The 26,235-nt window shown below is 66.1% G+C and carries 28 protein-coding genes and 1 pseudogene; 16 read left to right on the forward strand and 13 right to left on the reverse strand.

The window, feature by feature from the left end; translation table 11 throughout:
• Positions 1–3 precede the first annotated feature (3 nt).
• Positions 4–1,059 carry a sugar-binding transcriptional regulator gene (locus tag ACSYG9_RS17345; protein WP_454839314.1) on the reverse strand — a complete coding sequence of 352 codons (1,056 nt, stop codon included), beginning with the start codon at positions 1,057–1,059 and terminating at the stop codon, positions 4–6.
• A gap of 125 nt (positions 1,060–1,184) precedes the next feature.
• Between ACSYG9_RS17345 and ACSYG9_RS17350 the strand changes: the two genes are divergently transcribed.
• The 7 genes from ACSYG9_RS17350 to ACSYG9_RS17380 all read left to right on the forward strand — a co-directional run bounded on the left by ACSYG9_RS17350 (position 1,185) and on the right by ACSYG9_RS17380 (position 8,559).
• Positions 1,185–2,219, forward strand: a complete 1,035-nt coding sequence (locus ACSYG9_RS17350) for an NAD(P)-dependent alcohol dehydrogenase (protein WP_454842985.1) — start codon at positions 1,185–1,187, stop codon at positions 2,217–2,219.
• Positions 2,206–3,678 (forward strand): mannitol dehydrogenase family protein, encoded by a 1,473-nt coding sequence (locus tag ACSYG9_RS17355; protein WP_454839315.1) that lies wholly within the window; start codon positions 2,206–2,208, stop codon positions 3,676–3,678. The genes ACSYG9_RS17350 and ACSYG9_RS17355 overlap by 14 nt, the downstream gene beginning before the upstream one ends.
• Positions 3,675–4,601, forward strand: coding sequence for a PfkB family carbohydrate kinase (locus tag ACSYG9_RS17360; RefSeq protein WP_440123711.1), 927 nt, complete (start codon positions 3,675–3,677; stop codon positions 4,599–4,601). The genes ACSYG9_RS17355 and ACSYG9_RS17360 overlap by 4 nt, the downstream gene beginning before the upstream one ends.
• Entirely contained in the window at positions 4,598–6,001 is a 1,404-nt protein-coding gene (locus tag ACSYG9_RS17365; RefSeq protein ID WP_454839316.1) for a xylulokinase, read from the forward strand. Before ACSYG9_RS17360 ends, ACSYG9_RS17365 begins: the two co-directional genes overlap by 4 nt.
• 161 nt (positions 6,002–6,162) lie before the next feature.
• Positions 6,163–6,636, forward strand: a complete 474-nt coding sequence (locus tag ACSYG9_RS17370) for a VOC family protein (protein ID WP_440127690.1) — start codon at positions 6,163–6,165, stop codon at positions 6,634–6,636.
• Positions 6,637–6,672: 36 nt separating this feature from the next.
• The gene (locus ACSYG9_RS17375; RefSeq protein ID WP_440123713.1) at positions 6,673–7,992 is read left to right on the forward strand and encodes an MFS transporter; all 1,320 of its coding nucleotides are present in this window, start codon (positions 6,673–6,675) and stop codon (positions 7,990–7,992) included.
• Positions 7,993–8,001: 9 nt separating this feature from the next.
• A complete protein-coding gene (locus ACSYG9_RS17380; protein ID WP_454839318.1) occupies positions 8,002–8,559 on the forward strand; it encodes a pyridoxamine 5'-phosphate oxidase family protein in 558 nt (185 codons plus the stop codon).
• On the opposite strand, the gene ACSYG9_RS17385 is transcribed toward ACSYG9_RS17380, so the two are convergent.
• Together ACSYG9_RS17385 and ACSYG9_RS17390 are read right to left on the reverse strand one after the other, a co-directional pair.
• Entirely contained in the window at positions 8,541–9,257 is a 717-nt protein-coding gene (locus tag ACSYG9_RS17385; protein WP_440123715.1) for a DJ-1/PfpI family protein, read from the reverse strand. The genes ACSYG9_RS17380 and ACSYG9_RS17385 overlap by 19 nt on opposite strands.
• Before the next feature lie 138 nt (positions 9,258–9,395).
• Positions 9,396–10,355 (reverse strand): ferritin-like domain-containing protein, encoded by a 960-nt coding sequence (locus ACSYG9_RS17390; RefSeq protein WP_440123716.1) that lies wholly within the window; start codon positions 10,353–10,355, stop codon positions 9,396–9,398.
• Positions 10,356–10,576: 221 nt separating this feature from the next.
• Here ACSYG9_RS17390 and ACSYG9_RS17395 point away from each other — a divergent pair, with 221 nt between their 5' ends.
• A complete protein-coding gene (locus ACSYG9_RS17395; protein WP_440123717.1) occupies positions 10,577–11,206 on the forward strand; it encodes an ATP-dependent Clp protease proteolytic subunit in 630 nt (209 codons plus the stop codon).
• A pseudogene (locus ACSYG9_RS17400) lies at positions 11,203–11,800 on the forward strand (ATP-dependent Clp protease proteolytic subunit). The gene ACSYG9_RS17395 and the pseudogene ACSYG9_RS17400 overlap by 4 nt, the downstream one beginning before the upstream one ends.
• 18 nt (positions 11,801–11,818) lie before the next feature.
• On the opposite strand, the gene ACSYG9_RS17405 reads toward ACSYG9_RS17400, so the two are convergent.
• The gene (locus ACSYG9_RS17405; protein WP_454839320.1) at positions 11,819–12,157 is read right to left on the reverse strand and encodes a helix-turn-helix domain-containing protein; all 339 of its coding nucleotides are present in this window, start codon (positions 12,155–12,157) and stop codon (positions 11,819–11,821) included.
• A gap of 213 nt (positions 12,158–12,370) precedes the next feature.
• Between ACSYG9_RS17405 and ACSYG9_RS17410 the strand changes: the two genes are divergently transcribed.
• On the forward strand, positions 12,371–12,763 hold the full coding sequence (locus ACSYG9_RS17410) for a hypothetical protein (protein WP_454839322.1): 393 nt from the start codon (positions 12,371–12,373) through the stop codon (positions 12,761–12,763).
• Between the two features lie 114 nt (positions 12,764–12,877).
• On the opposite strand, the gene ACSYG9_RS17415 is transcribed toward ACSYG9_RS17410, so the two are convergent.
• Positions 12,878–14,575 (reverse strand): FumA C-terminus/TtdB family hydratase beta subunit, encoded by a 1,698-nt coding sequence (locus ACSYG9_RS17415; protein WP_440123721.1) that lies wholly within the window; start codon positions 14,573–14,575, stop codon positions 12,878–12,880.
• A 218-nt stretch (positions 14,576–14,793) separates the two neighbouring features.
• On the opposite strand from ACSYG9_RS17415, the gene ACSYG9_RS17420 reads away from it, so the two are divergent.
• Positions 14,794–15,543 (forward strand): CPBP family glutamic-type intramembrane protease, encoded by a 750-nt coding sequence (locus tag ACSYG9_RS17420; RefSeq protein WP_440123722.1) that lies wholly within the window; start codon positions 14,794–14,796, stop codon positions 15,541–15,543.
• A gap of 33 nt (positions 15,544–15,576) precedes the next feature.
• Complete coding sequence (locus ACSYG9_RS17425; RefSeq protein ID WP_440123723.1) at positions 15,577–16,101, forward strand: 2'-5' RNA ligase family protein; 525 nt, start codon at positions 15,577–15,579, stop codon at positions 16,099–16,101.
• Positions 16,102–16,108: 7 nt separating this feature from the next.
• Here ACSYG9_RS17425 and ACSYG9_RS17430 read toward each other — a convergent pair whose 3' ends face one another.
• Together ACSYG9_RS17430 and ACSYG9_RS17435 are read right to left on the reverse strand one after the other, a co-directional pair.
• On the reverse strand, positions 16,109–16,324 hold the full coding sequence (locus ACSYG9_RS17430) for a maltose regulon activator MalT (protein ID WP_169687637.1): 216 nt from the start codon (positions 16,322–16,324) through the stop codon (positions 16,109–16,111).
• A gap of 88 nt (positions 16,325–16,412) precedes the next feature.
• Positions 16,413–17,189: an MmyB family transcriptional regulator gene (locus tag ACSYG9_RS17435; RefSeq protein WP_440123724.1), complete on the reverse strand. Its 777-nt coding sequence runs from the start codon at positions 17,187–17,189 to the stop codon at positions 16,413–16,415.
• A gap of 87 nt (positions 17,190–17,276) precedes the next feature.
• On the opposite strand from ACSYG9_RS17435, the gene ACSYG9_RS17440 reads away from it, so the two are divergent.
• Entirely contained in the window at positions 17,277–17,615 is a 339-nt protein-coding gene (locus ACSYG9_RS17440) for a DUF1330 domain-containing protein (RefSeq protein WP_440123725.1), read from the forward strand.
• Here ACSYG9_RS17440 and ACSYG9_RS17445 read toward each other — a convergent pair whose 3' ends face one another.
• A complete protein-coding gene (locus tag ACSYG9_RS17445) occupies positions 17,616–18,185 on the reverse strand; it encodes a uracil-DNA glycosylase family protein (RefSeq protein WP_440123726.1) in 570 nt (189 codons plus the stop codon).
• Positions 18,186–18,194: 9 nt separating this feature from the next.
• A complete protein-coding gene (locus ACSYG9_RS17450) occupies positions 18,195–19,565 on the reverse strand; it encodes a carotenoid oxygenase family protein (protein WP_454842986.1) in 1,371 nt (456 codons plus the stop codon).
• Between the two features lie 180 nt (positions 19,566–19,745).
• Here ACSYG9_RS17450 and ACSYG9_RS17455 point away from each other — a divergent pair, with 180 nt between their 5' ends.
• Positions 19,746–20,690, forward strand: a complete 945-nt coding sequence (locus tag ACSYG9_RS17455; protein WP_454839323.1) for a winged helix-turn-helix domain-containing protein — start codon at positions 19,746–19,748, stop codon at positions 20,688–20,690.
• A 113-nt stretch (positions 20,691–20,803) separates the two neighbouring features.
• Positions 20,804–21,526, forward strand: a complete 723-nt coding sequence (locus tag ACSYG9_RS17460; protein WP_440123729.1) for a DUF1906 domain-containing protein — start codon at positions 20,804–20,806, stop codon at positions 21,524–21,526.
• A 15-nt stretch (positions 21,527–21,541) separates the two neighbouring features.
• On the opposite strand, the gene ACSYG9_RS17465 is transcribed toward ACSYG9_RS17460, so the two are convergent.
• The 3 genes from ACSYG9_RS17465 to ACSYG9_RS17475 form a co-directional block, all read right to left on the reverse strand.
• Complete coding sequence (locus tag ACSYG9_RS17465) at positions 21,542–22,969, reverse strand: MFS transporter (protein WP_440123730.1); 1,428 nt, start codon at positions 22,967–22,969, stop codon at positions 21,542–21,544.
• A 122-nt stretch (positions 22,970–23,091) separates the two neighbouring features.
• Positions 23,092–23,424, reverse strand: coding sequence for a hypothetical protein (locus ACSYG9_RS17470; RefSeq protein ID WP_440123731.1), 333 nt, complete (start codon positions 23,422–23,424; stop codon positions 23,092–23,094).
• A 118-nt stretch (positions 23,425–23,542) separates the two neighbouring features.
• A complete protein-coding gene (locus tag ACSYG9_RS17475; protein WP_440127691.1) occupies positions 23,543–24,379 on the reverse strand; it encodes an Rv1157c family protein in 837 nt (278 codons plus the stop codon).
• A gap of 351 nt (positions 24,380–24,730) precedes the next feature.
• Here ACSYG9_RS17475 and ACSYG9_RS17480 point away from each other — a divergent pair, with 351 nt between their 5' ends.
• The gene (locus tag ACSYG9_RS17480; protein ID WP_440123732.1) at positions 24,731–25,975 is read left to right on the forward strand and encodes a mannosyltransferase; all 1,245 of its coding nucleotides are present in this window, start codon (positions 24,731–24,733) and stop codon (positions 25,973–25,975) included.
• On the opposite strand, the gene ACSYG9_RS17485 is transcribed toward ACSYG9_RS17480, so the two are convergent.
• Positions 25,920–26,207, reverse strand: coding sequence for a 4a-hydroxytetrahydrobiopterin dehydratase (locus tag ACSYG9_RS17485; RefSeq protein ID WP_440123733.1), 288 nt, complete (start codon positions 26,205–26,207; stop codon positions 25,920–25,922). The two genes, ACSYG9_RS17480 and ACSYG9_RS17485, sit on opposite strands and share 56 nt — an antisense overlap.
• Between the last annotated feature and the right edge of the window lie 28 nt (positions 26,208–26,235).

Raw genomic sequence — 26,235 nt, forward strand, 5'->3', positions numbered from 1 at the left:
ACCTCATTTCGGTGGGGTCCTGTCCGAGTCGTGCGGGTGGGTGTGGGGGCGGTCGAGAAGCCATTCGGCGCAGGCGATATCGCAGACCAGCATCGTTGCGTAGCCACCGCGCAGAGCGCCGTGGACCGCGTGATGCTTCGATGCTCCACCGGTGACGAGGATCGTCGAGGCGCACGCGGCGATGTCGTCCAGCGGTGTGGACATCGTGCGGGTTTCGAGTTCGGGGTGGGCCGGTGTTCCGTCCTCCCTGAAGAAGCGTCCGCCGATCTCGCCGACTGCCCCCAGCTCATCGAGGGTGTCGAGCATGGCGGTGTCGAGGAAGCTGCCCTCGAACAGGGTGGTGGAGGCGGACACGGCTCCGATTCCGAACATCATCATCTCGGCCCCCGAGCCCAGCTCGAGGGTGCGGGAGATCACCGAGTCCGTGCGCATCGAGGCGACGGTCGCGACGTCGGCGTACAGGGGGGTGGGCAGCCGAACCGGCTGGGCCTGAAGCTGTTCGGCGCAGCGGCCGAGGACGTACTCGGTGCCCGTCTGGTAGGTGCTGGTCGTGACGGACCCGTCGAGTTGCACGATCGTCTTGCAAGTTGCGACACCGGAGGGGATCGCCTGGGCGACAGCGATGGTTTCGGGGCCCCACGTGAACCCGAGGGTATCGGCCGGCCGGAGGCGGCGGGTCAGGAGTGAGGCGGCGGCGCGCCCGAGTGCCGCGAAGCTCGCGGAGTTGTCCACCGGCCCGCGGTCGTCGACCCGGACGCCGACGACCACCGCTTCGGTGAGCCCGAATCGTTCCTCGAGTGCGCGTTCGGCGTCGGCATGCAGGTCGTCGCGCAGATCGGGAGGCGTTGTGACCTCGATACGCACCAGCCCGTGCGAGCGGGCTCTCGCCACGAGGCGGCCTGCTGTGGCGCGGGAGACTCCGAGTCGGTCGGCGACCTGGGCCTGGGTCAGTCCGTCGAGGTAATAGAGGGTGGCTGCGCGTAAGGCGAGGCGAAGATCCTCGGGCGCGGTCGTGGTATCGCCGTCGTGTGCGGTCGGTGCAGCACTGGGATGGGTCACGGGGGCTCCTCTATGCCCGGAAGCACTCGACCCGTGAGCAGATGCTCAGGGGTGCGTTCATGTGCTCAGTACGTTAGCATTGCAGTGTGATCTACACAACAGATTCGCGCGAGCTTCCTGCGACGATGCGTGCGGCGGTTCTGGTCGAACCGGGGCGGATCGAAATCGAGGAGCGGCCTGTCCCCGAGCCCCGCCCGGGCGATGTGCTCGTCCGTGTCGCCGCCGTGGGGGTGTGCGGATCCGACGCGCATTACTACCGTGAAGGCCGCATCGGGGAATTCGTGGTCGAGGCTCCCCTCGTCCTCGGGCACGAGGCATCCGGCACCATCGTCGCGGTGGGCGCAGGCGTGCCCGCGGCGCGCATCGGGCAGCGCGTCTCGATCGAACCGCAGCGCCCCGATCCAGGGAGTGACGAGACCCGGCGCGGCGACTACAACCTGTGCCCCCACATGCAGTTCTATGCCACACCTCCTATCGACGGGGCGCTGTGTGACTACGTGACGATCGGGGCGCACTTCGCACATCCGGTCCCGGAGAGTGTCTCCGACGACGCCGCCGCGCTGTGCGAACCACTCTCGGTGGGTATCGCCGCCGTCCGCAAAGCGCAGTTGACGGCCGGGTCGAGCGTGCTCGTGACGGGCGCAGGCCCGGTCGGCATCGTCACGATCCAGGTCGCGCGGGCATTCGGCGCGGTGGAGATCGTGGTCACCGACCTCGACGAACGACGCCGCGAACTCGCTCGATCGTTCGGAGCCACCGCCACCGGCGATCCACGGTCGTTCGACATGTCCGCCGTACGGGCGGACAGCTTCATCGATGCGTCCGGCGCGCCGGCCGCAGTGGACTCCGGTATCCGGGCCGTCCGTCCCGGCGGCACCATCGTGCTGGTGGGCTCCGGTTCCGAGTCGATGCACCTGCCCGTCCAGGTGATCCAGAACCGAGAGTTGGTGCTCACCGGGGTTTTCCGGTACGCGAACACATGGCCGACCGCTTTGGGTCTTCTCACCTCCGGAAGGGTCGATCTCGATAGCATGATCACGGCGCGCTTCCCGCTCGAGAAGGTCGCCGATGCCCTCGAATCCGACCGCGTCCCCGGCTCGCTGAAAGCCGTTGTGCAGGTAGCACCCCTCGTGGAGGAGCAGGATCATGGAACCCGGTGAGAAGACACTCTCGGAACTCGCGATACCCTCGCCCACGTACTCCAGGGACGACGTGTCCGTCGGAATCGTGCATTTCGGTGTCGGTGGCTTCCACCGTGCTCATCAGGCCATGTACATCGACCGTCTCTTGGAGCAAGGACTTGCGAAGGAGTGGGGAATCTGCGGCGTCGGTGTGATGCCGCAGGACCGGCGCATGCACGAGGCCCTCGTCGCGCAGGACCACCTGTACACCCTCGTCCTCACCCACCCCGACGGCACGTGGGAACCGCGCGTGATCGGGTCGATAGTCGACTATCGGTACGCGCCGGACGAGCCGGAGTCCGTCATCGAGCTGCTCGCAGCACCCACCACGAGGATCATCTCGTTCACCGTGACCGAAGGCGGATACAACATCCGTCATGACACCGGCGAATTCGACACCGAGAATCCGGCGGTTCGGCAGGACCTGAGCTCCGACGGTCTGCCCAGCACCGTGTTCGGCCTGGTCGTCGAAGCATTGGCACGCCGACGCGCGCGGGGCGTTCCGTCGCCGACTCTCATGTCATGCGACAACATCGAGGGCAACGGTGTCGTCGCCCGCCGCGTTTTCACCTCTTACGCGCGTCTGGTCGATCCGGGTCTCGCAGACTGGATCACCGAGAACACCCGGTTTCCGAACTCGATGGTCGATCGGATCACGCCCGTGACCACGCAACAGGTGATCGACGAGTTGTCCTCGCGCTTCGATGTCCAGGACCGTTGGCCGGTAGTAGCCGAACCGTTCACCACCTGGGTTCTCGAGGACGACTTCGCCGACGGCCGACCGCCGTTCGAGGAAGCTGGCGTGCATGTGGTCGACGACGTCGCCCCGTACGAGCTGATGAAGTTGCGTCTGTTGAACGCGAGTCACCAGGGGCTCTGCTACTTCGGGTACCTGATGGGCTACCGGTATGTGCACGACGCGGCACAGGATCCGTTGATCGCACGGTTCCTCCTCGACTACATGGGTAACGAGGCAATACCTACCTTGAAGCCGGTACCGGGAATCGACCTCGACGACTACACCCGCACCCTCATCGAGCGGTTCGCCAATCCCGAGATCCGCGACACCATCGCACGGCTGTGCGCGGAATCGTCCGATCGCATCCCCAAATGGCTGCTACCGGTGATCCGGGAGAACCTCGACAACGGCGGCCACGTCGTCCGTTCGGCTGCGATCGTCGCGTCCTGGGCACGCTACGCCGAAGGCGTGGACGAGCAAGGGTCCCCCATCGAGGTGGTGGATCGGCTCGCCCAGGAGCTGGTGCCGATCGCGCGGAGACAACTCGTCCACCCGACAGTGTTCATCGAGAACGCCGCGGTGTTCGGCGACCTCGCGCACAACACTCGCTTCGTGGACGCCTACGCGTGGGCGTTGAACTCCTTGCACAATGAAGGCGCGAGACGCACCCTCGAACTGCTGCCTGTGGAGCCCGAATGAACGACCGGGCGCTGATCGTCGGTGAAGCCCTCGTCGACATCGTCCGACGCGGGGACGACGCTCCCGTCGAACATGTCGGAGGGAGTCCGTTGAACGTCGCTGTCGGCTTGGGCCGCCTCGACCGAGATGTCCGGCTCGCCACGAGTCTGGGGACCGATGAGCGTGGCACGCGCATCGCCCGGCATCTCGACTCGTCCGGTGTCGCACTCACGCCCGGCAGCGTGACGGCGGAACGCACCGCGACTGCTTCGGCGACGATCGGTCGCGACAACGCCGCCACCTACGAATTCGACATCGCCTGGGATCCCGAACTTCCGGTTCCGTCCCCCGACGCGGTGCTCGTTCACACCGGATCGATTGCGACAGTGCTCGAACCGGGATGCGACGCTGTCGCCGAGCTCATCGAACAGCAGTCCCGGATATCGACGGTGAGCTTCGATCCCAATGTCCGGCCCGCGCTGATCGCCGACGAAACACGGGGGCGGAGGCGGATCGCGCGTCTGGTGGCGCTCTCGGATGTCGTCAAGGTCAGCGACGAGGACCTCATGTGGATCGAACCGGGACGCGAGCCGCTCGATATCGCCCGCGATTGGTTGTCGCTGGGGCCTGCCCTCGTTGCGGTCACGCGCGGGGCATCCGGAGCAGTCGCCGTGTGTCGCGCAGGAGTGGTCGAGGTGCCTGCAAAGAAAGTCGAGGTGGTCGACACCGTGGGTGCGGGCGACGCCTTCACCGTCGGGCTCCTCGACGCTCTGTGGACGCTCGGACTGCTGGGAGCTCATCGACGCGAGGCGCTGCGCATGATCGGGGTCGACGACCTTGACTTCGTATTACGCACGGCTGCAGTGTCATCGGCGCTCACAGTCGCTCGACCCGGAGCGGATCTGCCGACCAAGGCACAGCGCGACGCGGAGGTGGCCCCATGACGCTCGTGGCCGGTGTGGATTCGTCGACGCAGTCCTGCAAGGTGATGGTGTGCGACGCCGAGACCGGCTCGGTGGTCAGGGAAGGCCGAGCGGCCCACCCGGACGGAACGGAGGTGGATCCGCGAGCCTGGTCGTCTGCGCTCGACGAGGCGATCGCAGCGGCCGGGGGGCTCGACGACGTCGCCGCGGTATCGGTCGGCGCGCAGCAGCACGGCATGGTGTGCCTGGGCGACACGGGAGAGCCCGTCCGGGATGCCCTGCTGTGGAATAACACCCGATCGGCGGTGGCGGCGGAAGACCTGGTCCGAGAGTTCGGAGGGCCGGATGCCTGGGCCGACGCAGTCGGCGTGGTGCCGCTTGCCGCGATCACCGTGGCGAAGGCTCGCTGGCTCGCCGACACCGAACCCGAACACGCAGCGCGGACGGCAGCCATGTGTCTGCCGCACGACTGGTTGACCTGGCGCATCACCGGTAGCGGTGACATCGGGGATCTGATCACCGATCGCAGCGACGCGAGCGGCACCGGTTACTTCGATGCCACGAGCGGCGAGTATCGCCGGGATCTGCTCGAGCTCGCGTTGCGCCGTCCGAGTCCGTCGTTGCCGTCGGTCGCGGGCCCCGCAGAATCCGTCGGGGAAGCCCCGTGGGGGGCGCTCGTCGGACCCGGCGCCGGCGACAATGCTGCTGCGGCATTGGCATTGGATGCGCGGGAAGGCGATGTCGTCGTATCGATCGGCACATCCGGAGTGGTGTGCGCGGTATCGGCGACCGCCCCGCGCGACCCGGACGGATACGTCGCCGGATTCGCCGACGCGACCGGGCGGCACCTGCCGCTCGTGTGCACGCTCAACGGGGCCCGGGTGCTCGACGCGACCGCAGCGATGCTCGGTGTCGAACGTGCAGAACTGGCCAAGCTCGCGCTGTCTGCCCCCACGGGCAGCGACGGCCTCGTACTCGTGCCGTACCTCGAGGGCGAGCGGACTCCCAACCGTCCCGGCGCGACGGGCGCGATTCACGGTATGCGACTCACGAATTCGACACCCGCGCACCTGGCCCGCGCCGCTGTCGAGGGGTTGCTCTGTTCGCTGGCCGACGGCATCGACCACATCATCGATCAGGGCACACCGGTCCGACGGGTGCTGATGGTCGGGGGCGGGGCGAGGTCCAAGGCCCTGTGTGAGCTCGCACCTGCGATCTTCGGTCTGCCGGTGGACGTGCCCGAACCGGGTGAATACGTCGCCCGCGGCGCGGCGCGGCAGGCCGCGTGGGTCCTTCGCGGTGGCCACGAACCCCCGAAGTGGGAGGAGGGCTCGATTCGACGTTACGAAGCCGACCCGGCCCCGCACGTCCGTCGGCGGTACGCCGAAGTGCGCGACCTGACCGACGGTGTCGGCCACTGAGATATCGAGGAGAGCAGAGCAAACATGGACCTTGCAGGCAAGGTTGCCGACCACACGAGTTGCGAGGTCTGCATCGGTCCTGCGGGCTTCTCGGCGATGACTCTTCGTCGTCGCCGTGGTCTGTCCACATGACAGCTGAATCGTCGATGAAGGAGACCGTGATGCCCGCCCTGACCCCGTGCCTGTGGTTCGACATGAATGCCCAGGAAGCCGTCGAGTTCTATACGACCGTGTTTCCCCATTCGAAGGTGCTGAGCACTTCGTATTATCCGGAGGGCACACCACTGCCCGCCGGGACCGTGCTGACGATCGAGTTCGAACTCGACGGTTCGCGCTTCACAGCTCTCAACGGCGGGCCGCAGTTCACCTTCAGTGAGGCGGTGTCCTTCCAGATCGACTGCAGCGACCAGGACGAAGTCGATCACTACTGGAATTCGCTCCTTGCCGACGGCGGCGAGGAATCGCAGTGCGGATGGCTCAGAGATCGGTTCGGGCTGTCGTGGCAGGTGGTGCCTCGACGTGTCGTGGAACTGCTCGCCGACCCCGATCCGTCGGTCGCGCAGCGGGTCAGCGACGCGTTCATGAAGATGCAGAAAATCGACATAGCCATCCTCGAGGAAGCCGCGCGCGGGTGAGCACCGTCAACGGAGGCACCGTGTAACTTCCGATCCATGACCACGCGCACCCAGCGGCTCGACGAACTGCCGTTCACCGCCAAGCACCGTCGCTTGCTGGCAGGGTCCGGTGTGGGCTGGGCACTCGACGCGATGGACGTCGGCCTGATCTCGTTCGTCATGGCGGCGCTGGCAGTGCAGTGGGATCTGTCGTCCACTCAACTGTCGTGGATCGGGTCCATCGGCTTTCTCGGCATGGCGATCGGCGCGTCGGTCGGTGGCCTGCTCGCCGACCGCATCGGCCGCAGACAGGTATTCGCCGCGACGCTCCTGCTCTACGGACTGGCGACGGGCGCGGCCGCGTTGTCGACGTCGGTCGCGATGCTCATCGCTCTTCGTTTCATCGTGGGCCTCGGGCTCGGCGCGGAACTCCCGGTCGCCTCGACGTTGGTCAGCGAGTTCGCGCCGCGCAAGATCCGTGGTCGCGTCGTGGTGGCGCTCGAAGCCTTCTGGGCTGCGGGGTGGCTTCTTGCGGCGTTGATCGGGTACTTCGTCGTACCGCTGAACGACGACGGGTGGCGATGGGCTCTCGCGATCGGTCTTGTTCCGGCCGCGTACGCGCTCGTCGTGCGTCTGGGATTGCCGGAATCGGTGCGGTTTCTCGAGAGCAAAGGTCGTGACGAGGAGGCCGAAGCGATCGTCCGCGACTACGAACGCTCCGCCGGCGTCGTGCCTCGGGGAGACGTGGCGGACGATGCGCCGTCCGAGACAACGCAGGCCGAAGTTGCGCGGCGGTCGATCTGGGGCGAAGGGTTACGCGCCCGCACCGCAGCGCTGTGGATCGTGTGGTTCGGCATCAACTTCTCGTACTACGGTGCATTCATCTGGTTGCCGAGCCTGCTCGTTGCGCAGGGCTTCGACCTGGTCACCTCATTCGGTTACACCCTGATCATCACCCTCGCGCAGCTTCCCGGTTACGCCGTCGCCGCGTGGCTTATCGAATTGTGGGGCAGGCGCACCACACTTGCGGTGTTCCTGGCGGGGTCGGCGGTCTCGGCGGCGTTGTTCGGTCTCGCAGACACTCCCGGCACGATCATCGCCGCAGGAATGGCGCTCTCCTTCTTCAACCTCGGCGCGTGGGGCGCACTGTATGCAATCGGACCGGAGTTGTATCCGACGCTGGTGCGTGGATCTGGAACCGGCGCTGCCGCCGCGTTCGGGCGCCTCGCATCCATCATCGCTCCGCTACTCGTCCCACTGCTTCTCGACGGTGGTGGAAACGGTCTGGTGTTCTCGATGTTCGCAGTGTCGTTCGTGATCGCTGCGGTTGCGGCCATCACCCTCCCGGAGCGGGCGCAGGTCGCCCTCGAGGACTAGGTGGCCGTCATGACCACGAGCGAAGAGGTCCTCGACCTGATCTTCGAATCGCTGCAGGACGCGACCGCGCGGCGCACGCCGTTCACCCTCGGGTATCTGGGAACGGTGGGCATCGACGGTGGGCCGCGGGTTCGTGCGGTGATCCTTCGCCGCTTCGACCCGGTACGGAGCCGGATCATGTTCGCAACCGACTCACGGTCGGAGAAGGTGCCCGAGATCCGGCGCAGCCCACGTGTCGCGCTGACGATGAGCGACGATCAGCGCGCAGTGCAACTACGAGTCGAAGGCCACGCCACCCTCGTCGACGACACCGACGAGCGGGTATCGGTGTGGGAGACGCTCGGACGCCACAGTCGGGAGCTGTACAGCTCGCCGGCGGTCCCCGGCACACCGGTGCGAGAGCGACCGGAGGTGTTCGACGACGATGCGACCGCTTTCGACCGCTTCGCCTGGGTGGGGGTGGAACTCGAGCGGCTCGACTGGCTCGACCTGTCCGCACCCCGCCACGCGCGTTGGAGGTTCGTGCGGCGAGACGGTGGGTGGAGCGGTCAGAGTGTAGTTCCGTGACCGGCCACGGCGGCGACGACCCGTTCGGCCAGCGGCCGCGACGACGCGGGGTTCTGGCCGGTGTACAGACCGCGGTCGACCACGACGTGAGGTTGCCACGGATCTGCGGACGAGAAGACCGCGCCCGCTTCCTGGAGCCGATCCTGCAGCAACCAGGGGGCCATGTCTGCGAGTCCTGCCTGCGCTTCCTCGAGGTTGGTGAAGGAGGTCAATCGGTAGCCCTCGAACAACCAGCGCCCGCCCGACGCGAAGGCGGGAAGAAGCGCTGCAGGGGCATGGCACACCATCGCGACGATCTTGTCCGAGTCGACGAAATGCCGCACCAGCTCACCGAATCTTTCGTCGACGGCAAGGTCTTCCATCGGCGCGTGGCCACCGGGCACGAACATCAGATCGAAATCATCGGCGCGTTGGCTTTCGAGTGGTACGGCATCCTCGAGCACGGGATGCAAATTGTCCAGCGACGCTTCGAGAGCCGCGGCGCGGTCCGCTCCTCCGGCAGCGTCGGGTTCGAGGCTGGCAGGGTCCACGACCGGAGTGCGCCCGCCCGGAGTCGCGACGGTGAGGGTGTAGCCGGCCTCGTCGAAGGCGGTGTAGGGCTCCACGAGTTCTTCCGCCCAGAAACCGGTGGGATGGCGGGTGCCGTCCTGAAGAGTCCAGTGATCGGCAGCGCTGACGACGAACAGGACTTCGGTCATGAGGTGGCTCCTTTCGAAGGTGTGTAGCTCGTGTACCCGCTGGCGGCTCGGAGAACACGGAGAAGCCGCCGCCGATCGCCGGGTGCGAAATCACGACCCGGCGATCGGCGACGGCGCTTCGAACTCGGCGTCGGTTGATCAGACGCCGACCACGTCCTGCGCGATGTCGGCCAGGCGGGTCTGCGCGGCAGACACCACGCCGTGCCGTGCTTTGTGGGCTTCTTCGTACGCCACGACAGCGCGGATGTCCGCGGGCTCGGTCAGCTCCTTGACCGCGTGCACAGCCTTGGGGACGGTGAGTTCGTCGTAGTCACGGATCGGTAGTTCTTCCGCGGTGAGGACCCCGGATGCACTGCGTGCCCTGTGCAGGGCGTCGGCAGCGCCGTCTGCGCCTTCGTTTCGGCTCACGCGCTCGGCGGTCTCGAGGGCAGCGTCGCGCGACGCACCGATGGTCTTTGCGGCGATGTCACCGGCGTGCGCACCCCGGGAGAGGAGCGTCTCGATGCGGGGCCGTGTGGAACGGGCCACGTCGATCGCGCGGTCGAGTCCCCGTGCCGACCACGTGACCGGCGTGTTGACGAGCCGCACAGCTGCACCGGCCGCGGCCTGCAGCGGAGTCCGGCGCAGAGCGGCGGGACCTCCGAGAGCTTCCTCTGCGATGACGGTGGTCAGCCATTCCACGGTGGCCGTATGGGCGGTGATCAGACGGTCTGCCAACGCGACGATCGGCTTGTGGCCACCCGCGGTGGCGAGTGCCTTCACGTAGCGGGCGCGGTCGAGCAATTGGTGTTCGAGGGCGAGATCCGACAGCAGTGCCTCGTCGAACGGTTGTGCCTGTTCGGTGAGGGTCTTCACCAGGACGGCGGCGCGGCCGAGGAAGGGCCCCACCACATCGGGGAACCCGCCCAGGTCGCGAATGGTTTCCTCCAGGGCAATCGCCCGGATCCGGCAGTGCTCTGCGTTCTCGGACAGTTCCTTGCGCACAGCGTCGGTACGAGCCTGCGCGACACGGGTCTCGGCAACTTGGATTTCGGCATGGGTCAGTTCGTGGAGTGTGCGCAACTGCGTGAGCAACGCGGGGGTACGGTTCTCGGTCATGTGCGTTCGCCTCCTTCGCACTGGAAGAGTCGGTGATCTACCGACAGATCACATCGATCGGGAACACGATGTGACCACTCTCGACTACCCGGATCGCGCCCTGCCAATGCGTGTGTGACCGATGGCACACGTTCCGGGGTTGGTTGCCACCGCAAGGTGCACTGTCTGCCCTGGGCAGACAAACGGGCCGATTCGGGCCGGAACCCGCAAGGGTGAGGCGCATGGCAACGAACGGAACCTCCACTTATCGCGACACCCTTGTCGAAAGGCTCTTTCGGCACCGCACCCTCCTCCTCACCGGCGAGGTGGACGACGAGATGGCCGAACGTGTCTGCTCGGAACTGGTGTTGCTCGCCAGCGAGGACGATCGGCGCGACATAGTTCTCCACATCAACTCGCCGGGCGGATCGGTTCTCGCGGGGCTGGCGATCTACGACACGATGCGCCTCGTCCCCAACGACGTGGTCACTGTCGCTGTCGGCTTCGCCGCGAGCATGGGTCAGGTGCTCCTCGCGTCGGGCACGAAAGGCAAACGGCTGAGCTTGCCGCACAGTCGCATCATGATGCACCAGCCGTCCGCAGGGTTCTCCGGTACGGCCGTCGACATCGCGATTGCGGCCGAGCACCTCGAGTACATGAAGCAGCAATCGCAGCAGATTCTCGCCGAGGCCACCGGGCGTTCGGTGGAGGAGATCGCCCGCGACAGTGACCGCGACCGGTGGTTCACCGCCGACCAAGCTCGCGAGTACGGGATCGTCGACGCCGTCGTCGGGTCACTGCAGGAGGTCGCTCCGTTTGCCGCAGCGCGTCGGCTCGGATTGTCCGCCGACCGGCAGGAGGACGTCCGATGAGCTCGTACACGATCCCCAACGTCATCGAACGCACACCGGGAGGGGAGCGGTCGTTCGATGTCTTCAGCAGGCTGCTCAACGAGCGGATCATCTTCCTGGGCAACGAGATCGACGACGGCGTCGCCAACGTCGTGATGGCCCAGATGCTGCACCTCGAAGCGGAATCGCCCGACCGGGAGATCGGGCTGTACATCAACTCGCCGGGCGGCTCGACCACGGCGATGCTCGCGATCTACGACACCATGCAGTTCCTGCGTCCGGCCGTGGCCACCTACTGCATGGGTCAGGCGGCATCCGCAGCAGCTGTGCTCCTTGCGGCGGGCGCGGAAGGACGACGGCATGTACTCGCGCACTCGAAAGTTCTGCTGCACCAGCCGTCGGCGCAGGGGCAGGGCACCATCTCCGACCTCACGTTGCAGGCTGCCGAAGTGATGCGGGTGCGGGGCACAGACCGAGGAGATCCTCGCCGCGCACACCGGTCGCGACGTCGGGCAGCTTCGCCGTGACACCGATCGTGATCGGGTCTTCGTCCCAGAGGAAGCCGTTGCATACGGGCTCGCCGACCACATCATCGTGAGCCGTGACGACATCTAGGTCGTGAACCGATCACCCTTACGCTGCTCGAAGTTCCACGGTTGTATGCCGTGTGGTCCCGATCGCGCGGTGTGCCGACATACGGCGGATTCCACGCTCGAGGAGTTGTTCCACCGGCATGCCCAGTGCCGTGCAGACGGAGCCGAGTATCTCCGACGACGGGTCCTTGCGTCCGCGTTCGATCTCGGACAGATACTGTTTCGACATCCCCACGGTGCGGGCGACTTCGTCGAGGCTGCGGTCCTGGTCGAGCCGCTCGCTACGGAGAACTTCGCCGTAAACCTGACGAAGCAACCGCGGTTCGCGGGTCGCGCGCGCGGCTCCGAGATCGACGACGTTCCGTGGCTCCGTTTGCATGTCGTCCATTGTTCCGCCGGAATACGTGGAGTGGACTCGGTTCCGCTGTGGACGAACACGCGCGTCCGTCAAGACCGGGCGTCGACGTGACACATACCTCGGGCGTGGTGATTGCGAAGTACGCCGTTTTCTGGAATAGTTCCAGTTATTGGACTCATTCCAGAAAATTCCCGGCCGGAGTACGATGGCCGGGAGAAGCGCAAGGAGATTCGCATGTTCACCGCCGACCGTTTTCGCACTGTGACGCTTCCGCCGCTGGTGCTCGGCGGACTGCGTCCCCTTCATCGTCAAATGATCCGAAGCAACGTAGCGTCCGCGTCGTTCGAACACGACGCTGGCGGTGCTGTATTCGAAATCTGCTTGACCGAGGGTCAACACGGTCCCGAGTTGCTGGTGCGCTCCCGCAGTCACGGAATCGCGTTCACGTTGGCGATGACCACGCACTTTCGCGTGGCACCGGTGCTGAGCGACGACACCTACCGTCGACTGTGCGAGATCCTCGCCCCCGGTGAAGAACCCGCGCCGGATGTCGTCGCGAGCTTCCTGCAGAGTGTGGTCGCTCAGTCCCCGGCAGTTCTGTCCCGTACGCATTCCTGCGCTGCCTGACGGTGAACCCGGGGAGATCCGCTCCCGCGACCGGCCCAGCTTTCCACATCGGCAATTGCCGTAGGGGAAGCGAATTCGATCGCGGGAGCGGATTCTCCTTAGGTAGACCGAAGTCTAGAGACCGGGTCGCTTCCCGACGGTCAGCGTGACCTCGCCCGTGTGGGCGAAGAAGTCGTTGCCCTTGTCGTCGACGACGATGAAGGCGGGGAAGTCCTCGACGTCGATCTTCCAGACCGCTTCCATACCGAGCTCTTCGTATTCGACGACCTCGACGTTCTTGATGCAGTCGAGCGCCAGACGCGCGGCCGGGCCGCCGATCGAGCCGAGGTAGAAACCGCCGTGCGCGTTGCACGCGTCGGTGACCTGCTTCGACCGGTTGCCCTTCGCCAGCATCACCATCGAACCGCCCGCCGCCTGGAACTGCTCGACATAGGAGTCCATGCGGCCGGCCGTCGTCGGACCGAACGATCCGGACGCGAGCCCTTCTGGCGTCTTGGCCGGGCCGGCGTAGTACACCGGGTGATCCTTGAGGTACTGCGGCATCTCCTCGCCCGCGTCGAGCCGCTCCTTGATCTTGGCGTGCGCGATGTCGCGGGCCACGACGAGCGGGCCCGTCAGTGACAGCCGTGTCTTGACCGGGTGCTTGGACAGCTCGGCGAGGATCTCCGGCATCGGCTTGGTCAGGTCGATTCTGACCGCTGCACCCTTGCCGGTGCCCGAGACACCGGAGGTCTCGGCGTCGAGCTGACTGTCGGTGACCTCGGGCAGGAACTGGCCGGGGTTGAACTCGAGCTGCTCGAGGAACACGCCCTCCGGCGTGATCTTCGCCTTGGCCTGACGGTCGGCCGAGCACGAGACCGCAATGGCGACCGGCAGCGACGCACCGTGGCGCGGAAGACGGACGACGCGGACGTCGTGGCAGAAGTACTTACCGCCGAACTGCGCACCGATGCCGATCTTCTGGGTGAGCTCGAAGACCTTCTTTTCCAGCTCGTGGTCGCGGAAGCCGCGGCCGGTGATCGCCCCCTCGGTGGGGAGCTCGTCGAGGTAGTGCGCCGACGCATACTTCGCCGTCTTGAGGGCGAACTCGGCAGACGTGCCGCCGACGACGATCGCGAGGTGGTAGGGCGGGCACGCGGCGGTGCCGAGCGAACGAATCTTGGCCTCGAGGAACTGCATCATCGAGTCCGGATTCAGGATCGCCTTGGTCTCCTGGTACAGGTACGACTTGTTGGCCGATCCGCCGCCCTTGGCCATGAACAGGAACTTGTACGAGTTCTCATGACCCTTCGCGGTGTCGGCGTACAGCTCGATCTGCGCGGGAAGGTTGTTGCCCGTGTTCTTCTCCTCCCACATGGTGAGGGGAGCGTTCTGCGAGTAGCGCAGGTTCAGCCGTGTGTATGCGTCGTAGATTCCGCGCGCGATCGCTTCTTCGTCGTCGCCGGGGGTGAGCACCTGCTGGCCCCGCTTACCCATGACGATCGCGGTGCCGGTGTCCTGGCACATCGGCAGCACGCCGGCCGCCGCGATGTTCGCGTTCTTCAGGAGATCGAGAGCGACGAACTTGTCGTTGTTCGATGCCTCGGGATCGTCGAGGATGCTCGCGAGCTGCTTCAGATGATCGGTGCGCAGGTAATGCGAGATGTCGTGAAGCGCGGTCTCGGTGAGCAGCCGCATCGCCTCGGGTTCGACCTTCAGGAAAGTGCGTCCGTCAGGTCCTTCGACGGTGGACACCCCCTCGCTGGTCAGCAGCCGATATTCGGTGGGGTCTTCCCCGATCGGCAGCAGGTCCTCGTAGAGGAAGTCGGCCATTGTTTCTCCTGAAAAGAGGCTGAGGTTCGCAAACAGATTAGTCGCGCCGACGCAAGGCCTTGACAACGGGGCGCGTGACGCATCCCTCGAGTGCGCAGATCGTGATGTGCGTCACGGGAATGGGCTGGTTCGGTCCGTATACTGGGGGAGATGTTCCCCAGCAACCCGCGCGTCACCTCCCGTTTCCCTGCATCACACCTGGTCGAGAGGGTTCGCGCGTGACTGTCGAAGCCGAACGGATCGTCCCGATCGTCCGACGGGTCCCACAGTTCCACGCGTGGGTCGACGTCTGCGTCGTCGTTGTAGTACTCGTCGCCACGAATCTCGTCGCGCACTTCACCACCGTGTGGGCATCGATCGCCACGGTCCCCATCGCTGCAGCTGTGCTCGTGGCGATCATGCGGCAACGTGGCATGCACTGGAACGAACTCGGATTGTCGCCGCGGCACTGGAAGCGCGGCACGCTCTACTCGGTGGGTGCGATCGGCTTGGTTCTCGCCGTGGTCGCCATCGGAATCGCGCTACCGTTCACGAGGCAGTTCTTCCTGTCCGAACGGTACGCGACCGTGTCCGGCGCACTTGTCGCGTCGATGATCATCATCCCGCTGCAGACCGTCATTCCCGAAGAACTCGCCTTCCGCGGTGTCCTGCACGGCACCCTCGAGCGCGTGTGGGGAGCCCGCGGTGTGTTCGCGGCCGGATCCCTGTTGTTCGGTCTGTGGCACATCGCGTCGTCGTTCGGGCTGACGGCGGGCAACGCGGGACTGAGCGCATTCCTCGGCGCCGGAATCTGGGCGCAGCTCGCAGGGATCGCCGGCGCGGTGGTCGCCACTGCGGCGGCGGGGTTCGTGTTCACGTGGCTTCGCCGACGCAGCGGCAGCATTCTCGCCCCGATCGCGTTGCACTGGTCGCTCAACGGCGCCGGTGCGCTCGCGGCAGCGCTTGTGTGGCACGCGACCGTGGCCTGACGGAGCCATGCGGCATCGCGAACGTCTCGGCTGATGGCACTCGCCGTCTGCTTGCTCTTCGACGCCGACACCGACCGTGCGGTGCGGCGACTGTGGGGACGTCTAGAGGACGACGGCATCTCGACGCTCCTCACCCACACACATCGCAGGCACGTACCGCACCTGTCGTATGCGGTGCTGCGGACCTACGACACGGGTCGTATCCTCGCGGCGCTCGACGCGCTGCCCGCGGCCGACCCGATCCCACTTCGGCTCGACGCTGTGGGCCTGTTCCGCAGGGGCCGCGCATGCTTGATCCCCGCGCCGACCGCCGAACTGCTCGTCCGGCAGGAACGTGTGGTGCGCGCAGTCGCGGGCGCCGGAGCCGAACTGCACCGCCACTACAGGCCGAAGTCGTGGACACCTCACTGTTCGCTGAGTCCGAGAGCGCGGCGCGAAGAACTCCCACGGTTGACCGCCGCCGTCTACGACGTGCTGCCCATGGAAGCCACGGTGATGCGGGCGGAGCTCATCGACACCGTGACCGGCGAGCGGCAGCGGCTGCAGAATCTGCCCTGACGCGAGATCAGTCGTCGGGATTCTCGACCCAGTGCCCGTAGGGTGGCGGTCCCTCGCTCTGGATCTGGATGCCGAACACCGGCGAGTGCTTCCACACATACCCGTGAAGCACGTGTTCTTCGGACGAGGACTTGTTCGTGACCACGATGTCCCCGGTAGAACGTTCTTCGACGGCGAATCCGTCTTTCCGCCCGTCGATCACCCACCACTTCGCAGTGCTCATGATCGGTCGCCTCCGGATCAGTTCGAACAGCTTCCACTCGAACCGTACGCCGGTGACGTCCGGTGGGAACAGGGTTCGCGCGACCCGCTCAGCCGTGCAGGGCAGCGGCGGTCGCGTCGTCGGCCGGATAGAACGCCTCGATCGCGAGTTCGGACACCGTGACGTCGAGCGGCGTCCCGAACAACGTGGTGGTACTCAAGAACGACAGTTCACTGTCGGCGGTGCGTATCCGCAGGGGAACCACGAGTGAATTCGACTCCGCATGCTCGTCCGGGTCGTCACACGGATAGCCGGACAGTTCGTCGTACAAGCGCAGGAGAACGGGGTCGGCGGTGGCGCCGATCTGATGACGGAGCCGGGCCAGCAGGTGCGAGCGCCACTGCCCCAGATTCGCGATTCGTGGGGCCAGGCCGTTCGGATGCAACGACAGGCGCAGCACATTGACCGGTGGTTCGAGTAAATCCGGTGAGCAGCCTGCAACGAGCGCGCCGATGGCCTCGTTGGCGTCGATCATCGTCCAGTGCCGATCCACGACGAGCGCGGGAAACGGCCGGTGCGAACGCAGGATTCGCGTGATTGCATCGGACACCGCGGACATGGGCACGTCGCCGAGTCGATGCTCGGGATAGGCGGGTGCCAGACCCGCGGCCATCAGGATCGAATTCTGCTCGCGCAGAGGTATTTCCAGCTCCTCGCAAATCTTCAACAGCATCTCGCGGGACGGACGCGACCGCCCGGTCTCGACGAAACTCACGTGTCGCGCGGAGACGCCGGCGCGGTTAGCGAGCGTGAGCTGGCTGAGTCCTCGACGTTCTCTCCAGTGTCGCAGCATCGCGCCGGCCGGTTCCGACTGCATCGTCGTCATGCGTCGACTCTATGGGCGGCGAGGGAACCGTTGCCATTACCTCACAGGTAATCGATCTGTCGCGCCCGATCTTGCAGAGTCGTCGGCATGACCGCATACGCAATCGCCCACCTCCGTTCCGTCGACTTCGGAGCGGACATCATCCGATACCTCGAGACGATCGATGACACGTTCGTGCCGTACGGAGGACGTTTCCTAGTTCACGGGGTCGACCCGGAGGTGCTGGAAGGACCGTTCCCCGGGTATGTGATCGTCGTCGAATTCCCAGACATCGAGCGAGCCCGCGGGTGGTACGACTCACCCGGGTATCAGGCGATCCTCCCGCTCCGCACGGAGAACTCCGACGGGGTCACCGTCCTCGTCGAGGGAACGGCGGACGGTTACCGCGCGACCGACTACGTCGCGAAGGTGACCGGGCGCGCCTGATCACCGCGCGAGGATGCCTGCCGCCCGAGCGGGCGCTGCGTACGCCTCGGCCAGGGAGTCGACGGTGTCGTGGGCATTGAGGCCGCTCGGATTGGGGACCACCCACAGCGGAACGCCGGCGATCGTCTCCTCCTGCATGCCGGAGACGGCTTTGCGTCGCCCGAAGGCTGCGCGGTACGCGGTGATTCCCGCAACCGCGACGACGCGGGGTTGCCAGCGCGTGACCACCTCTGCCAATCGCTCAGGGCCGGCGCGCAATTCGTCGGTGGTGAGTTCGTCCGCGCGCGCCGTGGCGCGGGGTGCCAGATTCGTGATGCCGATGCCGCGCTCGAGCAGGTGCGCGGTATCGGCTTCGCTCAGGCCGGATGTGGGGTCGACGGCGCGGGTGAGGATGCCCGCCCGCAGCAAGGCGGGGTAGAAGCGGTTGCCCGGTCGCGCGAAATGGGCTCCGGTCGCGGCCGTCCACAGTCCGGGATTGATGCCGACGAACAGCAGACGGCAGCCGTCCCCGATCAGATCGGGGACGACGGCATCGCGGAAGGACTCGAGCTCGGCGCGTGTGAAACCCACCCGCTCACACTAGGAGATCTCGGGTAGCCACGCTCCGTGCAGCCCCGAGGGCACCCGGATCGGCATCTGTACCTGCGCCACCGGCCCGGTTGTGGGATCCTCGGCCGGGAAGATCAGGAAACGACTGGTCATATCGGTGCGGTCGGTGGCGATCGTGCCCCAGTAACCCGGCCCGCCGGACGAGCTCGACAGGTACACGGGTTCGCCGACGGAGTAGTCGCCCGCGTCCCACGTCGTATCGGTGCCGGCGACCACGTCGAACCAGCACAGGGCGTCCGCGTCGCCGGGCGGAATACGGCGCTCTCCGGTCTTGCCGACCGTCGCCACCGTCCGGTGCTCGCCGGTCAGGAGGCGGTCGTCGACGCGGGGGAACTCGATGGTGCGCTCGACGAACGGTGTCCGGGTGACTCCGGAGTCGGAGATCAGCGCGCGTGTGAGTGAACCGGGATTCGGCTCGTTCGACTCGATGATCCCGCCCGGATACCGCCATTCGACGTAGTCGAGTGTGACATCGCCGTTCGGCATGTCGAAGGCGTTGGCCGTGTGCCAGACCCAGAACGTGTCGGTGGTGTGCCAGCGCACCGGGCTGCCGTCGCGGGGGATCAGCGCGATTCGGGTGCCGAGGTCCGGCAGCCAGGTCAGCGGCGACGCACCGGAGAAGATCCGCTCCATCTGGAACACGCACGGGGAGAGGATGAGCACGATGTAGCGCGACGTCAGTGCCATATCGTGGATCATCAGCGGGCGGTCCGCCCCGGCGACGGGCGTCGGTGGGCGGATGACCGTGCCCGCGGCATCGATCACCGACCAGGTGAGATACGGGGCTTCGAGCATGTAGCAGAACGCCACCATCTCGCCGGTGTGCGGGTCGACCTTCGGGTGGGCGGTGAGGCCGACGGGAAGGCCCCCGTCGAACGTGTCGCGAGCGAGTGTCTCCAGCTCGGATCCGAGTGTGTACGGCGGCGCGCCCTCTGCGAGTGCGAACAATTTGCCACCGTGCCGGACCACGTTGATGTCGGGGAGTTCGCGCATGGTGTTCGCGAGGTCCGGGCCCACCTCGGCTGCGGGCGGGAAGTACGGGTCGGTGATCCCCGCCCACAGCGCACGCCCGGCCTTCTCCTCCGCGACCACGTTGGGAGTGCGGACGAACCTGTTGGTGTACCGCACTGTGCCGTCGCCGATTTCGACGCGGTGCACCATTGCGTCGCCGTCCAGCGGATAGACGTAGGTGCCGATCGGATCGAACCTCGGGTTCGGTCCGTTCCGCAGATAACTACCGTGTAGATCCGGTGGCAGCTCACCGGATACCGGGAGGTTCGCCACGTCCACTTCGTCGCGTTGCGGGGCGAACACCCCACTCAGGTAGGGGTTACGGGCCATATCGACTGGTGCGGGGCGATTCACGGCCGGCCCGCAGACCTCGTGGGGAGCACGGATTTCATCGTAGGGCGCACGTCAGGTGCCCGCGCCGAAAACGGGCACCGCCGATCCGATAGGGTGTTTCCCGACCTGTAGGAGCGACCGGCGGTACTGGGCAAGACCGCAACGATTGGGGAAGGTGTGCAGCGCCGAAACGTTGTCGGAAACCCCCTCGCAAGCACGGCAGGTGCGGTAAGTGCAGCCGATGACGAGAGCGCGCTCCCGCCCTATACCGATTTGCTGTGGCCGACCCTGCAGGCGGTCATCGGACTCGGTGGATCCGGTGCGATCGACGAGATCGACACCGCAGTATCGGAACGTGTCGGATTGTCGGCGGCAGCGCGTGCCGTGCTGCACGGGGACGGCCCGGGGACCGAAATCGAATACCGCGTGGCCTGGGCGCGCACCTACCTCAAGGGCATGGGGCTGCTGGCCAACGCCCGTCGCGGCGTGTGGAGCGTCACCGATCGGGGGCGTGCGGTGCGGGAATCCGAGATCAGGCCCATGCAGATCGCCTACACCGCCGAGAAGCGGCGCAAGCGGATGGTGCGCAGCTCGTCGGGTGCTCAGGTCGTTCCTCTTGTCGCAGCCCCCGAGGATCCGGAATTGTGGCGCGAACCGGTTCTGGGTGCCGTCACGGATCTGTCCGACGACGGCTTCGAGCGGTTGGTCACGGCCGTTCTTCGTGCGGCCGGGTTCACGACGCTGATTACCCTCGACCCGGACGAGAGTACCGACGCCGACGTCGTCGAAGGCACCGGTGTGTTGCGGGTGTCGCTGCTCAGCTTCTCGGTGTTCTTCCGTTTCGTCCGCGGTCGCGAGCGGGTGGCCGCCGATGTCGTGCGTGAGTTCCGCGCTGCGATGGTCGGCCGCGGTGAGAAGGGGTTGCTCGTATCCACCGGTGAGTTCACCGACGATGCCCGGGCTGAGGCCCATCGGCACGGAGCTCCGCCGATCGATCTGGTCGACGGCGATGGCCTGTGCGATCTGCTCAAGGAACACCGGCTGGGGGTACGCACCACGGTGCGGACCGTCGAGGACGTCGCACTGGTGCCCGCGTTCTTCGCAGATCTTGCCGGTTACTGATTTCCTTCGTAGTACCGGGCAAATCGGGCGCCTTCGGCGATGTGACAGGTGTGTCCGGTGGTGCTGTGGTGCAATACCGGATGGTATCTGTCCCACCAGTGAAGCGAGCGCGCATGACACTCACCCGTCGGGAACTGCTGCGGTATACGGCGATCGGATCGGGAGCCGTGGTTGCATCCGCACTCGTGGCGCCCGGGATCGCTCAAGGACGCGAGGTGCTCGGCACCATCGTGGACTACTCCGCAGGGGTACCGTCGCCGTCCTCGATCCGCTCCGCGGGGCACATCGGTGCAATCCGGTACGTGTCCGATCGTCGGCCGGGTGCCGACTGGATGCTGGGAAAGCCTCTCACCGAAAGTGAGGCCGACGCGCTCGTCGACAGCGGCCTCGAAGTGGTGTCCTGCTACCAATTCGGCAAAGGGGAAACCTCCGACTGGCTCGGTGGCTACGAGGCCGGGTTGACACACGCGCGACGTGGCCTCGAACTGCATCGCGCGGCGGGGGGACCCGACGATCGGCCGATCTACGCCTCGATCGACGACAATCCGACCTTCGTGCAGTTCACCACTCAGATCGTCCCGTACCTGCTTGCATGGCAAGAAGTGGTCGGACCTTCGAACACCGGGGTGTACGCGAATTCACCGACCATCGGGTGGGCGTCCGCCGTCGGGCTGGGGGCTTTCTACTGGCAGCACAACTGGGGAACGCCCAAGGGGTTCGTCCACGGATCCGCACACCTGCACCAGGTGTCCGGGGGCGAGATCGACGGTATCGGTATCGACGTGAACAACATCCTTGCCTCCGACTACGGACAGTGGTCGCTGTCGAAACTCTGAATTCGGTGACGGGGCTCAGTTGTCGGCGCGCCGCGCGGTCGGGGACGGTCGGGGGATCAGCGCGGTGATCGCCAACGAGACGATCGCTGCGACGACCGCAATCAGGAACGTGATCCGGAATCCGTCGAGGGACGGGACCACGGCATCGCCGATCCGGGTGGTCATGGCGGCGAGCACGACTCCGATGACCGCTGCCGCCGTCGACGTACCGATCGATCTCATCAGAGTGTTGAGACTGTTGGCTGCGGCGGATTCACTCAAGGGCACCGCTGCCATGATCAGAGCGGGCATCGCCGCGTAGGCGAGGCCGACCCCGGCCCCGATGATCATCGCCGCGACGAGGATGTGCCATACCTCGGTGTACAGCAGGTACGCCACAAGATATCCGAGTCCGACGGTGGCTGCCCCGCACGCGAGCGTTGCACGCGCGCCGAATCGCCGCGTGATCCCGGCCGATACAGGGGACAGGGCCATCATCACAAGTCCGCTCGGGGCGAGCACGAGCCCCGCCATCACCATCGACTGCCCGAAACCGTAACCCGTTTCGGAGGGCGCCATGAGCAGCTGCGGGAAGGCGAGAACGTTGGAATACATCGCGAACCCCAGCGCGATCGAGGCGAAGTTCGTCATGAGAACCGGGCGTCGCCCGGAGATCCGGAGATCGACGAGCGGGCGTGGCAGCCGTAGTTCGTACATGCCCCACCCGACGAATACCGCAATCGCACCGGCGAACATCCCCAGCGTGATCGGGCTCGACCACCCCCACGTATTGCCCTTGCTGACGGGAAGCAGTAGCAGCACCAACGCGATGGAGAGCAGAACGGCGCCGAGGTAATCGAAGCGGCCCGGATTGCGCTGGGGCGACTCGGGGACGAAATACAGCACTGCGGCGATGCCGATGACCCCGATGATCCCGGAGACCACGAACAGCATGTGCCAGCTGGTCAATTGCGCGACGAACGCCGCGAACGGCAGACCTATCGCGCCACCGACACCGAGAGTGGCGCTGAGCGTCGCCATAGCGCCCGGGATCTTCCTGGGGGGAAGTTCGTCGCGCAGAATCGCGATGCCGAGTGGAATCGCGCCGACGGCTGCGCCCTGGAGGGTGCGGCCGACCACAAGGGGAACCAGGGTGGTCGACAGAGCACACACGGCGGAGCCGAGGACCATCATGCCGAGGCTGACGATCAACATCCGGCGTTTGCCGAACATGTCGCCGAGGCGGCCCGAGATCGGGGTGATGACGGCCCCGGCGAGAAGTGTCGCGGTGACGGCCCATGAGGTGTTCTCGGGCGTCGCGTCGACCAGCACCGGCAACTGCGGCAGAAGAGGAACGATGAGGGTCTGCATGAGCGCCACGCCGATGCCACACAGCGCCAGAACCGGAACGATCGCGCGCGGTGCGGGCCGCTCCCGTGTGGGAATCGGGCTGTCGACGGCCATGGGGTCCTCGTCCGAGCCACGCTCGAACGCGGCCTCAACTTTGATGTGTGCGAAAACAACTATGTCGCAACTTGTCTAACATGCCGACAGTTCGGAAGCCCAGCGGACCCACCGCATACGTGTCAGGACTGGCAGTGACCGGCTGGATCGGTTTCGTCGGCCGTGACCACGAGGCGTGGATGCTCGTCCGGCGCCGAATGCACCCCGCGCCACGCCATCAGCGACCAGCGCGAGAGCGCCGACATGCACGAGCCCACGCTTCCGAACGACAACGACGACAGTGCCGAGACTGCGGATCCGGCGGATCCGATCGACAGGATCGAGCCGATGCTGCCGATCGACAGGATCGAATAGGCGGACCCGATGGAGAGGATCGATCCCTCCGAGGCGATCGACAGGATCGAGCGGTGCGAGCGCAACGACCGGTGCCGTTGTGTTCGTGGGTGGTGGGGCATGCGGGCCATGCTTCGGTTTACCACGTGCAGCGGCCGGTGAGAAGGGAGCGAGGAATTCGGCTGCATACGCGACGAGGCCACCGGAACGCCTCCGGTGGCCTCGTGCTGAATGTGCCTGTCAGGGAACTGCGACGAGCCCCAGTGTCGGCAGGAAGGTGCACGAGCGCGCGTCCGCGCCCTCCTCCTGCGTGGTGATGCCCCCCGAGATCACGGCGACGACCTGGCCGGGTCCGGTGTCGGCGATCGCGGTCAGCGTGGTCGGGCCGTCAGGGTTGACATTGGCCTCGTTGGTCAACGGCTGCGCCCCCGTGCGTCCGTTGGAGATGTTGATCCAGGTCAGGGTGAGCGGCTCGGCCTGCTCAGCGGCCGCCGGTGCGGTGCCGAGTGCAGTGAACACGAAACCGGCCTGGCCGGCGCCCGGTCCCGGAGGCGGCAACAGTGCCGGGCCCGCGACTGCGAGTGCAGTGCCGACCGAGTCGGCGCCGTCGCCGATGCAGTCCTGGCCGAGTGTCGGGTACAGGAACTGGGAGATCACGACTTCACCCGGAGCCGGGAGGTCGGGCCCGCCGCCGCCACTGCCGTCGAGGAAGGTGATGACCCTTTCGAGGGTGCTCTTCACCGAATCCGGAAGCTCGGAGTTCGCGAGCAGTTCCTTGGCCTGAGCGAGGATGTCGTTCTTGCCGTCGTCCGCGATGTCGGAGGGACCGGCAGCAGCCCCCACGATCGCGGGAGCGAGAGACGCGAGCGCTTCCGTCTGCTGGAGGTCGACCTCGGCCCGGGGGAGGAACTGTGTCAGCGACTCGATGGACAGGTCGGCCGGCACAGCGAACTGGGGGAGCGTTACGAGCTCGGCCAGATCCGGTAGCGCAGGCGGTGCAGGTTGCGCGACTGCGTGCGTCGGCACGGCAAGTCCCGCGGTGGCGGCGAGTGCGCACACCGTGAGCGCCCTCCGCATTCCTCGAGTACGAAGCACTGTTCCCCATCCTTGTCGTTGAAGTATCCGGTGTCCTGGACGGGCAACCAGATACTGACGGCTCGAGGAGACACTCTATGTAGCCCCCCCGTCCGGTACAAGCGGCAGCGCCCGTTTGCAGAGGACGCGGGCCGATACCTGCGGGGAGTGTAGCGACAGGGTGTTCCGTATGGCGGTTCGTGTTCGACGGTAACTCGATACTGATGTGGAAAGTGTGACGAGAGATAAAATTGTTACGTGAGAGGTTGGTGCTTTTCTCTCTGATGCGTCGCACCGGTAACCTCTGACGCCGGGTCGGAGCACCCGGACGACGACGACGGGAGGCGCACCGCAGTGCCAGAACGTGCTCGGTCGTACCGTCTGTGGTGCGTGTTGCTTCTGCTGATGTCTGTGGTGGCCAGGCTTGCATGGGGTCTGCTGACTCCCAACGGCATGAACCTCGTCGACCTGCATGTCTATGTCGACGGTTCCGCCGCGCTCCTCAGCGGCGGGCTCTACGACTTCACCTATTCGCGCGACACCCCGGATTTCCCGCTGCCGTTCACTTATCCGCCGTTCGCGGCTCTCGTGTTCCTGCCGCTGCACTATCTGCCATTCGGATTGCTCGGCATCATGTGGTTGCTGCTGACCATCGCGGCGCTGTTCTGCGTCATCAGGATCGCACTCGAACTGCTCATCGGTCCGGCGGCGCACGAGGATCACTGGACGTCGGTGGCGTTGGTCTGGACGGCGATCGCGGTGTGGATCGAACCGGTACGCACAACCCTCGACTACGGGCAGATCAACGTCTTCCTCGTGCTTGCCGTGATGGTGGCGGTCCGTAGCAGCCGGTGGTGGCTCTCCGGTGGGCTCGTCGGCGTGACGGCCGGGATCAAGCTCACTCCGGCGATCACAGGCGTGTATTTTCTGGCCAGACGACGTTGGCGCGAGGCATTCTTCTCGGCGGTCGCGTTCGGTGCCACCATCGTCGTCAGCGCCGTGCTGCTCGGTGAGCAGGCTCGCACCTACTTCACCTCCCTCTTCGGTGACGCCGATCGGATCGGGCCGGTGGGATCGGTCTGGAACCAGTCCCTGCGGGGCGCGCTCAGCCGGCTTCTCGGCCGTGATGTCGACACCGGTGCGGTGTGGATCGTCGCCGTCGCTGTCTGTGCGCTCCTCGCGGTCGCGGCGTGGCGGTCCCTCGGCCCTGACGACAGGCTCGGCACACTCGTCATAGTTCAGCTGTTCGGGCTGCTGATTTCGCCGATCTCATGGGTGCACCACTGGGTGTGGGTCGTGCCGATGTTGCTGTGGCTCGTCTACGGGCCCCTCGCGGGTCGTCTCGGCACGCGGGTCGTGGCGGTCTGCTGGGCGGCGGTGACGTTGGTCGGCGTGCCGTGGGTGCTGAGTACTTTCCAGGCTTCGATGTGGGATATCGACCGGCCCGCCCCGCTCGCATGGCTCGGAGCGGTGAACGTCGTCGGCGTTCTCGTTGTCTATCTGTGGATGATCGTCGCACCGCGGTGGGGCGGCAGTGATGCTGCTACGGGCCGGCCAGCGCATCGATCTTGTGAGCCAGAGCCGGATCGGCCTCGGTGATTCCGCCTGCGGAGTGCGTGCTGAGCGAGTAGGTCACCTTGCGCCATCGGATATCGATATCGGGATGGTGGTTTGCTTCCTCCGCGACTTCGGCGACCCTGCCGACCAGGGTGATCGCTTCGGGAAACGTCGGTGATTCGATCGTGCGCACCAAGGCGTCTCCTGCGCGGTGCCAATGCGGAAGGTCGGACAGTGCGGCGTCGATCTCGCCGTCGGTGAGCAGCTGGGCCATGACCCATTGTGTCGTCTCCGCGGTCGCA

It is taken from the genome of Rhodococcus sp. SJ-2 (assembly GCF_053750035.1).

Excerpts from the sequence above, each read along its gene's own strand:
- ACSYG9_RS17350 (WP_454842985.1), top strand. The coding sequence starts at position 1,185 with ATGCGTGCGGCGGTTCTGGTCGAACCGGGGCGGATCGAAATCGAGGAG.
- ACSYG9_RS17355 (WP_454839315.1), top strand. The coding sequence starts at position 2,206 with ATGGAACCCGGTGAGAAGACACTCTCGGAACTCGCGATACCCTCGCCC.
- ACSYG9_RS17360 (WP_440123711.1), top strand. The coding sequence starts at position 3,675 with ATGAACGACCGGGCGCTGATCGTCGGTGAAGCCCTCGTCGACATCGTC.
- ACSYG9_RS17365 (WP_454839316.1), top strand. The coding sequence starts at position 4,598 with ATGACGCTCGTGGCCGGTGTGGATTCGTCGACGCAGTCCTGCAAGGTG.
- ACSYG9_RS17370 (WP_440127690.1), top strand. The coding sequence starts at position 6,163 with ATGCCCGCCCTGACCCCGTGCCTGTGGTTCGACATGAATGCCCAGGAA.
- ACSYG9_RS17375 (WP_440123713.1), top strand. The coding sequence starts at position 6,673 with ATGACCACGCGCACCCAGCGGCTCGACGAACTGCCGTTCACCGCCAAG.
- ACSYG9_RS17380 (WP_454839318.1), top strand. The coding sequence starts at position 8,002 with ATGACCACGAGCGAAGAGGTCCTCGACCTGATCTTCGAATCGCTGCAG.
- ACSYG9_RS17385 (WP_440123715.1), bottom strand. The coding sequence starts at position 9,257 with ATGACCGAAGTCCTGTTCGTCGTCAGCGCTGCCGATCACTGGACTCTT.
- ACSYG9_RS17390 (WP_440123716.1), bottom strand. The coding sequence starts at position 10,355 with ATGACCGAGAACCGTACCCCCGCGTTGCTCACGCAGTTGCGCACACTC.
- ACSYG9_RS17395 (WP_440123717.1), top strand. The coding sequence starts at position 10,577 with ATGGCAACGAACGGAACCTCCACTTATCGCGACACCCTTGTCGAAAGG.
- ACSYG9_RS17405 (WP_454839320.1), bottom strand. The coding sequence starts at position 12,157 with ATGCAAACGGAGCCACGGAACGTCGTCGATCTCGGAGCCGCGCGCGCG.
- ACSYG9_RS17410 (WP_454839322.1), top strand. The coding sequence starts at position 12,371 with ATGTTCACCGCCGACCGTTTTCGCACTGTGACGCTTCCGCCGCTGGTG.
- ACSYG9_RS17415 (WP_440123721.1), bottom strand. The coding sequence starts at position 14,575 with ATGGCCGACTTCCTCTACGAGGACCTGCTGCCGATCGGGGAAGACCCC.
- ACSYG9_RS17425 (WP_440123723.1), top strand. The coding sequence starts at position 15,577 with ATGGCACTCGCCGTCTGCTTGCTCTTCGACGCCGACACCGACCGTGCG.
- ACSYG9_RS17430 (WP_169687637.1), bottom strand. The coding sequence starts at position 16,324 with ATGAGCACTGCGAAGTGGTGGGTGATCGACGGGCGGAAAGACGGATTC.
- ACSYG9_RS17435 (WP_440123724.1), bottom strand. The coding sequence starts at position 17,189 with ATGACGACGATGCAGTCGGAACCGGCCGGCGCGATGCTGCGACACTGG.
- ACSYG9_RS17440 (WP_440123725.1), top strand. The coding sequence starts at position 17,277 with ATGACCGCATACGCAATCGCCCACCTCCGTTCCGTCGACTTCGGAGCG.
- ACSYG9_RS17450 (WP_454842986.1), bottom strand. The coding sequence starts at position 19,565 with ATGGCCCGTAACCCCTACCTGAGTGGGGTGTTCGCCCCGCAACGCGAC.
- ACSYG9_RS17460 (WP_440123729.1), top strand. The coding sequence starts at position 20,804 with ATGACACTCACCCGTCGGGAACTGCTGCGGTATACGGCGATCGGATCG.
- ACSYG9_RS17465 (WP_440123730.1), bottom strand. The coding sequence starts at position 22,969 with ATGGCCGTCGACAGCCCGATTCCCACACGGGAGCGGCCCGCACCGCGC.
- ACSYG9_RS17470 (WP_440123731.1), bottom strand. The coding sequence starts at position 23,424 with ATGCCCCACCACCCACGAACACAACGGCACCGGTCGTTGCGCTCGCAC.
- ACSYG9_RS17475 (WP_440127691.1), bottom strand. The coding sequence starts at position 24,379 with ATGCGGAGGGCGCTCACGGTGTGCGCACTCGCCGCCACCGCGGGACTT.
- ACSYG9_RS17485 (WP_440123733.1), bottom strand. The coding sequence starts at position 26,207 with ATGGCCCAGCTGCTCACCGACGGCGAGATCGACGCCGCACTGTCCGAC.